Raw genomic sequence first — 9,839 nt, 5'->3', positions numbered from 1 at the left:
GCGCTGGCGCAGGCGGCCGCGGCGCTGGCCCCGGCCGGCGCGCTCAACAGCCTGGTGCAGACCACCCTGCGCCTGACCCTGCCCGGCGTGCCCGACCTGTACCAGGGCAGCGAGGGCTGGGATCTGTCGCTGGTGGATCCGGACAACCGCCGCCCGGTGGACTACGCGCTGCGCCAGGCCTGGCTGCGCGACGCCACCGCAGCGGACGCGCTGCTGCAGGACTGGCACAGCGGCCACGTCAAGGCGTGGCTGACCGCACAGCTGCTGCAGCTGCGGCGCGCGCATCCGGACTTGTTCGCGCACGGCCGCTACACGCCGCTGCAGGCGCAGGGCCCGCAGGCCCAACACGTGCTCGGCTTCGTGCGCGAACACGAGGGCACCTCGCTGGCGGTGGCGGTACCGCGGCTGGCCGCGGCCGCGCAGGCGCTGCGGCCGGACGCGCCGCTGCGGGCGCAGTTCGATTGGCGTAACACGGTTCTGACACTGCCGCAGGCACAGTATCGCCCGGTGCTGGCCAGTGCTACCGTCGACGCGACGTCGGCCATTGCGGTGTCGGCGCTGTTCGCCGAGTTCCCGGTGGCCGTGCTGGTCGCCTCCCCCTGATCTCGCAAGAAGCCATGGACGCAGAAACACGCCAACGCCGCATCCGCCAACTCGCACACGAAATCTGGGAAGCCGAAGGGCGACCCGATGGCCACGCCGCCCGCCATTGGGCCATGGCCGAACGCCTGGTGGCCGCGGAAGCGGCCGCCGAAGCCGATGCCGAGGCGCTGCCGCCGTCGCAACCGCGACGCAGCGCCGGCAACGGCAGTACCTCTTCCTAAGGATCCTTCATGCCCGTGCGCAAGCTCACCCGCCGTTCGCGTATCCGCGAGGGCCTGCCGTATCCGCTGGGCGCCACCTGGGACGGCCTGGGGGTGAACTTCGCCCTGTACTCGGCGCACGCCACCAAGGTGGAGCTGTGCCTGTTCGACGATCGCGGCCGCGAGATCGAACGCATCGCCCTGCCCGAGTACACCGACGAGATCTGGCACGGCTACCTGCCCGACGCGCGCCCCGGCCAGCTCTATGGCTATCGCGTGTACGGTCCGTATGCGCCCGACGCCGGGCACCGCTTCAATCCCAACAAGCTGCTGCTCGATCCTTACGCCAAGCAACTGGTCGGCGAACTGAAATGGGCGCCGGCCCTGTTCGGCTACACCATCGGCCACAAGGATGCCGACCTCAGCTTCGACCGCCGCGACAGCGCCGCCTACATGCCCAAGTGCGCGGTGATCGATCCGGCCTTCACCTGGGGCAAGGACCAGCGCCCGCAGACGCCGTGGGACAGCACGGTGATCTACGAGACCCACCTGCGCGGCACCACCATGCGCCACCCCTCGGTCCCCGAGGCCTGGCGCGGCACCTTCTCCGGGCTGAAGGTGGACGAGGTGGTCGAGCACATCAAGCGCCTGGGCATGACCGCGGTGGAACTGCTGCCGGTGCACGCCTTCGTCGACGACGAATACCTGCTCAAGCAGGGCCTGCGCAATTACTGGGGCTACAACACCATCGGCTTCTTCGCCCCGCACCCGCGCTACATGGCCACGCGCACGGTGTCCGAGTTCAAGCAGATGGTGGCCCGGCTGCACAGCGCCGGGCTGGAAGTGATCCTGGACGTGGTCTACAACCACACCGCCGAAGGCAACGAACTGGGGCCGACGCTGTCGTTCAAGGGCATCGACAACGCCAGCTACTACCGCCTGGCCGAGGACCGCCGCTTCTACATCAACGACACCGGCACCGGGAACACCTTCGACCTGACCAATGCCGGCGCGCTGCGCATGGTCAACGACTCGCTGCGCTACTGGGTGTCGGAGATGCACGTGGACGGGTTCCGCTTCGACCTGGCGACCATCCTCGGCCGCGAGCACCACGGCTTCGACCCCAAGGGCGGCTTCCTCGACGCCTGCCGCCAGGATCCGCTGCTGAGCCAGGTCAAGCTGATCGCCGAGCCATGGGACGTCGGCCCCGGCGGCTACCAGGTCGGCGGCTTCCCGCCGGGCTGGTCGGAGTGGAACGACAAGTTCCGCGACAACGTGCGCGCGTTCTGGCGCGGCGACGAAGGCCAGCTGGCGGAACTGGCCACGCGCCTGACCGGCTCGGCCGACCTGTTCCACCACCGCGGCCGCCGCCCCACCGCCTCGGTCAACTTCGTCACCGCCCACGACGGCTTCACCCTGCACGACCTGGTCAGCTACGCGCACAAGCACAACGAGGCCAACGGCGAGCACAACCGCGACGGCTCGGACAACAACATCTCCGCCAACTATGGCGTGGAAGGCGAGACCGACGACGAGCAGATCAACGCGCTGCGCCTGCGGCAGATGCGCAACATGCTGGCCACCCTGCTGCTGTCGCAGGGCACGCCGATGCTGCTGGCCGGCGACGAGTTCGGCCGCAGCAAGGGCGGCAACAACAACACCTACTGCCAGGACAACGAACTGACCTGGCTGAACTGGGAAGCCGGCCCGCGCGCGCACCAGCTCAGCGCCTTCGTCTCGCGCCTGACCCACCTGCGCGCGCACTACCCGCTGCTGCACCGCGCGCGCTTCTTCGACGGCGTCTACGACGAGGAACTGGGCATCAAGGACGTGACCTGGCTGGCCCCGGATGGCGAGGAGATGACCGAAGCCTCCTGGCACGACCCGCACGCCCGCGCGCTGATGATGCGCCTGGACGGCCGCGCCCCATCCAGTGGCCTGCGCCAGGCCGCGTCGAACGTGACCCTGCTGATGATCGTCAACGGCGCGGTCGAGGACGTCCCGTTCACCCTGCCGCTGGTCGAAGGCGAACACTGGCGCGTGCTGATCGACACCGCCGAGCGCAACGGCGAACACGGCCTGCCCGGCGGCTCGCAATGGCACGGCATCGGCCGCTCGCTGACCCTGCTGGCGGCCGAGCGCGACAGCAAGTCCACGGCTGCGCATCACCGCAATGCGGACGCGCCGACGGCGTGAGCCGATGGAAGCGACCGGCGATCTGCCGGGCGCTGCGGGTCGCGGCTGAAGCCGCTTCTACCAGAATTTTGATAGCGACTGAATGTCGTTGTGGCAGAGACTTCAGGGCACCTCTAACTAACCCCAAAAACTTCGGCAAAATCGCTCGCAATTGCTTCATGTGCATGACGCGCAATTTATAGACTCGAAATTTCTAGAGATTCCCTTCAGGCGTGGCTTCCCCGAAGAAACCTCGCTATCGATGCCATCGACATCTCGGCTGATATACCACCCTAGCGACAGTCGTGGCGACCATCCATCGTATCGTGCGGATCTTGTAGGAGCATTTCAGGCGCAACCAATACATCGGGCAGATACGCGACCATGATGCTCGGATCAAAATATAGGAAAGTCCCAAACCCCTTGGCGGCTGCATTACTTGCAAGAACGATCGGTTCGTCCGCGCATATCCGAGAAAGGCGGGGCCACAATGCCTCGCACCATCCACAGCCTAAAAAAGCCATCGGAGAAAAAGGGAAACTGCGCCATCCGGTTAGCTTCGAAATACGCCGATGTCAGGGCGGATGGACCGCCATTATCTCTCTGGCCGCTCAGATTGGAGTGAGTGTAACTTTAAGATTGCCAATGGAACATTTTAATTTGCACACAAAATTGTGCGTCATACTAATTAATAAAAAAATTCCCAATAATTTTCACACAAACCCCATCAGCGACGACAGGGTTCAATCCGATGCAAATCCGTAATAAGGCTCGGCATCCTTAAGCGTGAACAAGATCATTCCGCCCTCTCTAGCCAGCTTCTCCGCCAGCACGGCATCCTTAGTTTTCACCGGAAATGCAAGCATATCGTCCCCATCCGTGAGAACGTGCCACAAATGGTAGCCTTGAAGAGAAAGCCAATTTTCCAACACTCTTAATGCTTCCGCCATCGATCTATCCTCGCCGGGAGCCCAGCGCCAACGATCTGGAAGCTCAAGCGTTTCAAAAATCCTATTGACCTGCCATTCGACTTCACTGCTTGCATTCCAGTCCACATAGATAGAGAGCGCGCAATCCGGCTTTAAGCTTGTCGCAGTTGCGAATGCCATAGCGCTACTATCTTCTGTTTCGAAGGCTTGACTCGCGCGTAAAGCTAGGGCTGCGGCCCGTTCCGCACCCAATCTCTCCGCCAGCAGTTCTACCAGCGCTCGAATTGAAGCAACCTGAAACTCGTCAAGAAGCTCTTCACCATCAAAATCCGCCGCGAAATCTTTAGACTCCACCCCATATCTCGGCGCGACTCCTCCGCCACAGAGCTTTTGCCTCATATGTGCAAAAAATCGTCTCATCACGCAGTCCAAGATTAGTTAACAATCATGCCAAATTTCCGCGCAAGTTCTGGGACAGGCCACCTATGGTCGCTAAAGCTGGGATTGGCGTCAGATCCTCCAATAGATAACTCTCTCCCCTCAAAGAACAAGGCAACATCATTCACCTCGCGCCCCTTTCCACATACGGCCTTGCCTGCAGGATCACCACCTCGTCGCCGACCACCGCCCACTCGATGTCCTGGTCGGCGCCGCCCAGCGCCTGCTTGGTCATCGCGCCGACCTTGGCCAGTCGCGCGATGAGGGCATCGGTCAGTACCTGGCGGGTGCCGACGATCGGCACCTCGCGGACGCCGCCGGCGGCATTGGCCACGAGCTGGGTGTCCTCGGCCGAGCGGCTCAGCACCTGCACCGCCCTGGACCAGCTCGAATACATCACCTGTTCGGCCTGGCGCTTGCCCTCGACCACGCGGATGCCCAGGCCGCGCTTGGCCGAAATGTAGGTGACATGGCGGCGCGCGGCATCGAACGGATCGCGGGTGATCATCACCCCGGAGCTGTCGGACGGCGCGGCCAGCTGCACCAGCACCGCCATGGCCACCGCGTCCTGCGGCAGGCCGGCGGCGGCGCGCGCTTCGTAGGCCTCGAAGTTGTACACCGACGCCCACACCGTCTGCACCGCCTTGGCCAAGGCGTCGGCACGGGTGACGTTGGGCACGGTGGTGTACAGGCCGGCGCCGCTGAAGCCGGGCAGATCCTCGGAGTTGGACGAGCTGCGCACGAACACGCCGGCGCCGTGCAGTTGCCCCTGCCACTGCGTCTCCAGCGCGCGCACGAAGGCGGGATCGGGCGCGGCGTCGGCGATCTCGGCACGCAGCGCCGCCAGCGCGGCGCGACGCACCTCCGCATCGGTGGCGAAGCCGGGGCGGCGCTGCAGGTCGCGCAGGCGCTGATCGACCTGCAGACGCTGCAGCGTCGCCTGATAGAACGCGAACGGGATGCAGAAGCCGTCCGGCACGCGCGCGGCCGGCGGCAGCACCGCTTTCAGCGTGCCGAGATTGGCGGCCTTGGTCCCGCAGGCGCGGCTGTCGCGGGCGCGCAGCGCCGCCAGCGGTTGGAGCGCGGCCACGCTCAGGTCCGGACGCGGCAGCGCGCGGGCCGCGGTGCGGGGAGCGGCAGCGGGTGCGGCCGTCGGCGGACCCGCCAGCGCTGTCACCCGGTAGTCGTTGTGGGTGACATCCAGTTGCACCCAGCGCCCGTCGTACTGGCGCAACGCCGCCTGCGCATCGCGCACGTACACATTGGGAATGCCCCAGCCCTTGGCCAGCAGGTTGACGTGCGACAACAGCGTGGACGGGCGCTGTGTGACCAGGCCGGCGACCGGCGCCAACGCGATCGGCACCTCGTCCAGCACCGGGATATCGCGCGGCGACAGCGTACGGAACTGCGCCTCCGAACGCACGATGCGCAGCCGTCCCTCGGCATGGCCGGTGTTCAACGGCAGGAAGCGCTGCTCGCGCAGCAGCGCCTCCTGGGTGACGAAGGCCAGCCCGGCGGACTTGGCCACCTGTTCGTGCAGCGTGGAGTTGGTCTTGAACCGCAGCGTGTCGAAGAACGACGCGCGCAAGGCGGCATCGGTCTGCTGCAACAAGGGCGCGGTAAGGACGTCGCCCTCCCAGAACTCGTAGGTGTAGCCCGGCAGATCCTGCTGCCAGCTCAGGGTGCCGAACAGGAAGCGGCGCTGCGGATCGCGGTACTGCGCCTTCAGCGCCGCCTTGCCCATGCCCGGCGCCAGGCGCTGGCGCACGAATTGCTCGTGCAGCGCGAAGCGCGGGGTGTTGAGGTAGTAGACGCGTCCACCCTGCTGCCGGTCGATCACGAACAGCAGATGCGGCAGCTCCAGCGCGGTGCCGGCGTTGTAGACCCGCGCGAGCTGCAGGAACTGCGCACGGCTGTCCAGGCGCGGCAGGGAATCCGGTCCCGTCGCCGGCTGCACGGTGGCATTGCTGCCAGGGCGTTGCTCGTAGGCCGACGGCTTGCGCGCGGTCTGCGCCAGCGTGGGTGCCACCTGCCACAGCAGCGCGAAAAGGACACACCACGCCGACACGCGTGGCCACCAAGGGGACGGACGGGCTCGATCCATGATGCCGGTTCGGAAGGGCGACGAGCGCGGATCATACGCCAGCGCCTGCGCGTTGGCTGCGCGGCGAGGCGCTGCCGGGCATGGTTCGGCGTTTGATGCCGCCGCGGGCCGTTGGGATGACGGGGGAGAATGACATCCGCTGCGGACAGCTCCACCAGGCCGTCCTTTCGGTATCGTTGACCGACAGAACGCTTCGCAGCCGCGTGCGGTCCCGCCACATGCCTGCCCGCGACCTGACGCACCTCGCCCCAGCCAGGAGTCCGCATGCCGCTGTATCCCCTGTTCGCCGACCTGGCCGGACGCCGCGTGCTGGTCGTCGGCGGCGGCGAGGTGGCGATGCGCAAGATTGAGGCGCTGCTGCACGCCGGCGCCGACGTGCTGGTTTACGCGCACGCGCTCAACCCCACCGTAGCGCAGTGGCTGGCGCAGGGCCGCCTGCAGCGCGCCAACGGCGCCTTCGACCCGCAGTGGCTGGACGACGCCTGGCTGGTGGTGGCCGCCACCGACGACGACGCGTTCAACCGGCAACTGGCCGAACAGGCCGGAGCGCGGCGCAAGTGGGTCAACGTGGTCGACGACGCCGCGCTGTCCAGCTTCCAGGTGCCGGCGATCATCGACCGCGACCCGCTGTTGATCGCGATCTCCTCCAGCGGTGCGGCGCCGATGCTGGCGCGGCGCCTGCGCGAGCGCTGGGAAACCGAACTGGACCATTCCTACGCCGAACTGGCGCAACTGTTCGCGCGCCACCGCGCCGCCATCCGCGCGCGCCTGCCGGACCTGCCGCAGCGCCGCCGCTGGTTCGAACAGGTACTGGAGGGACCGGTGCAGACCCTGCTGCAGAGCGGCCAACGCGATGCCGCCGAGCAGGCCTTCGCCGACAGCCTGCAGCGCAGCGACGAGGTACCGCGGCAAGGCAGCGTGTGGCTGGTCGGCACCGGCAGCGGCGACCCCGGCGCGCTGACGCTGAAGGCGCTGCGTACGCTCAACCAGGCCGACCTGCTGCTGGTCGGTGCGCAGGTGAGCGCGGCGGTGCTGAGCCTGGCGCGCCGCGATGCCAGCCGCCAGCCGCTGCCGGACGATCCGGCCGCGCATCTGGCGCTGCTGATCGAACGGGCGCAGGCCGGACAGCGCGTGGTCAGCCTGCTGCCGGGCGATGCGTTCCGGCAGGCGCCACACGTGGCGCTGGCGGCGCAATTGACCGCCGCCGGGATCGCCTGCGAGGTGGTGCCCGGGGTGACGCCGGACTGACGCCTACGCTGGCAGCGGCGGCACCGGTTCCTCGTCCGAACGCCCGCGCTTCGCCGTCACAAGGTGCTTGCGCATCCCCACCCACAACGCCAGCGACAGCAGCGAGATGCCGCCCAGCAGCAGGAATGCGGCGCGATAGCCGAACCCCTGTGCGATCCAGCCGCCCAGTGCGGGGCTCAGCGCCGCGCCGACGCCCTGCATCGTCATCACCGCGCCCTGCCCCACGTTGACCCGGCCGGTGCCCTGCAGCAGGTGCGCCACCAGCGCCGGCACTGCCACGCTCTGCAGGCCCGCGCCGACGCCATCGAGGATCTGCACGGGGAACACGCCCCAGGTGTGGATGACGCTGGCGGCGATCAGCCCGCGCAACGGCAGCGCCAGGAAGGTCAGCAGCAGCACCCACCAGTGTCCGCGCACGCGGATCAGGCGCATCGCCAGCAGCGAGGCGAGCACCATCGTGGACTGGGCGACGATGATGGTGGTGGCGGTCAGCGCGTTCGGGTCGCCCTGATGCGCGGCCACCACGGCCATGCCGTACAGCGGCAGCATCGCCGCATTGCCGAGGTGGAACAGCGCCAGCGCCGCGGCCAGGACCAACAAGGGCTTGCAGGTCAGCAGCACCGACCAGCCGCTGACGGGCGCACCGTGGTCGTCCTCGGCCTCGGCCATGCCGCGCGCCGCACGGTGATCGATGGCGTCGCGCGGAATCATCAACACCGAGACGATCGCCAGCACGCCGAAGCAGCCGGTCAGCACGAACACCGCGCCGAAACCGAATTTCCAACCGAGCAAGCCCGCCAGCGCCGCGGCCACCACGTTGCCGGCATGGCTGCCGACCTGGTTGCGCGCGATCTGGTGATCGAAGCCGGCCTGGCGCACCAGGCCCAAAGTGATGCCGGACAGCGCCGGCCCCAGCGCGGCGGCGGCGAGCGCGGTCATCACCTGCGCGGCGATGACGCCGGGCAGCGTCGGCGACCACCACAGCAGCGCCGAGGCCAGCAGGATCATGCTGCAGCCGACCACCACGATGCTGCGCTTGCGCTTGGTCGCATCGACCAGCGCGCCGCCTGGCGTGGTGGCGAGCATGCCGACAATGCCGCCGGCGGTCATTACCGAGCCGATCGCGCCCAGCGACCAGCCCTTGGATTGCAGGAACACGCTCAGGAACGGGCCGAGCCCGTCCTGCACGTCGGCCATGGTGAAGTTGAGCGCTTCCAGCGCGCGCGTGCCGCGCGGGCGCTGGCGCTTCTCGGCGCCGCTCATGCGCGCACCGCCGACGAGCGCGGCGACAAGGACAGGAGTGCGTGGTGCTGCGCAGGCGCGACGGGCGGCATGACGGTGTCCTGGATGAGCGCGGGAAACACAGGCGCGGCGGTGGCCAGGGGCACACCGCCGCGACGACTCGGAACTCAGTGGGGCTTGGGCTTGGGCTTGGGCTTCGGTTTCGGCTTGGGCCCGTCCTTCGGCGCAGCATCATCCGCATGCGCGTGCAACGGCTTGTGATGAGGCTTGGGCGGCTTCGGCTTCAGCGGCTGCAGCGTCGCGTCGCTGGCGCCCAACGCCTGCGCATGCAGCACTTGGCCATGCGCGGACTCCAGCAATTCGCCCTGCGCCACCAGCGGCTTGCCGGCGGCGAGCCAGCGCGCAGATTCCGGCACCGCGTGCGGCGGGAAGCGCACGATCAGCCCGTCCTCCAGCAGCGCGCCATGCACCTGCCCGTGCGGGCCGTGCAGCAGCCGTGCGATGGTGCCGGCGCGACGCACCGCGTCCTGCGCAGGCTTGTGCTTGGCCGGCGACTTGGGCTTGGGTGTGTGCGGACCGGCATGCGGACCTTCATCGACGATGCGCGCGGACCCATCCGGGTCCACCGCCAACGCCACCAGCACATCGGCGCCGCGCGGCTTGAGTCCGCGTACGCCGAGGCCGGCGCCCGGACGCAGCGCCTTCAGCAGTTGCGCCGACAGGTGCGGCGGGGTGTGCACTTCGGTGCCGTCGTCGAACAGCAGGCCGTCGACGTCGGCCTTGGGGTTGAGCAGGAAGCGCGCGAGCGTGCCGCGGGTTTCCGGCAGGGAATCGGGATCGACCCAATGCATTGCATTCTCCAGACGAACAAGGGATGCCGGCGGGGGCCGGCAGCGCCCA

Annotated in this window: 7 protein-coding genes and 1 pseudogene; 4 read left to right on the top strand and 4 right to left on the bottom strand. The window is 67.8% G+C overall.

Going from position 1 to position 9,839, the window contains the following annotated elements:
- From D588_RS24055 to glgX, 3 genes and pseudogenes are all read left to right on the top strand, one after another.
- Positions 1-603, top strand: a pseudogene (locus D588_RS24055) (malto-oligosyltrehalose synthase); the annotation flags it as partial.
- 14 nt (positions 604-617) lie between these two features.
- On the top strand, positions 618-824 hold the full coding sequence (locus D588_RS26395) for a DUF2934 domain-containing protein (protein WP_081613481.1): 207 nt from the start codon (positions 618-620) through the stop codon (positions 822-824).
- 9 nt (positions 825-833) lie between these two features.
- Positions 834-2,999, top strand: a complete 2,166-nt coding sequence (gene glgX, locus D588_RS0105265) for a glycogen debranching protein GlgX (protein ID WP_017915232.1) — start codon at positions 834-836, stop codon at positions 2,997-2,999.
- A gap of 722 nt (positions 3,000-3,721) precedes the next feature.
- Here glgX and D588_RS27660 read toward each other — a convergent pair.
- Positions 3,722-4,261: a hypothetical protein gene (locus D588_RS27660; RefSeq protein WP_157836424.1), complete on the bottom strand. Its 540-nt coding sequence runs from the start codon at positions 4,259-4,261 to the stop codon at positions 3,722-3,724.
- A gap of 208 nt (positions 4,262-4,469) precedes the next feature.
- Entirely contained in the window at positions 4,470-6,413 is a 1,944-nt protein-coding gene (locus D588_RS0105255) for a PEP/pyruvate-binding domain-containing protein (RefSeq protein ID WP_017915231.1), read from the bottom strand.
- A 300-nt stretch (positions 6,414-6,713) separates the two neighbouring features.
- Between D588_RS0105255 and D588_RS0105250 the strand changes: the two genes are divergently transcribed.
- Entirely contained in the window at positions 6,714-7,697 is a 984-nt protein-coding gene (locus D588_RS0105250) for an NAD(P)-dependent oxidoreductase (protein ID WP_017915230.1), read from the top strand.
- 3 nt (positions 7,698-7,700) lie between these two features.
- Here the strand turns inward: D588_RS0105250 and D588_RS0105245 are convergent, their stop codons facing one another.
- The gene (locus tag D588_RS0105245; RefSeq protein ID WP_017915229.1) at positions 7,701-8,960 is read right to left on the bottom strand and encodes an MFS transporter; all 1,260 of its coding nucleotides are present in this window, start codon (positions 8,958-8,960) and stop codon (positions 7,701-7,703) included.
- 146 nt (positions 8,961-9,106) lie between these two features.
- Positions 9,107-9,790 (bottom strand): hypothetical protein, encoded by a 684-nt coding sequence (locus tag D588_RS0105240; RefSeq protein ID WP_017915228.1) that lies wholly within the window; start codon positions 9,788-9,790, stop codon positions 9,107-9,109.
- Between the last annotated feature and the right edge of the window lie 49 nt (positions 9,791-9,839).

It is taken from the genome of Xanthomonas sp. SHU 308 (assembly GCF_000364645.1).
Classification (GTDB): domain Bacteria; phylum Pseudomonadota; class Gammaproteobacteria; order Xanthomonadales; family Xanthomonadaceae; genus Xanthomonas_A; species Xanthomonas_A sontii.
Note: the sequence above shows the minus strand (reverse complement) of the source record. Positions and strands in the feature narration are given on the sequence as shown.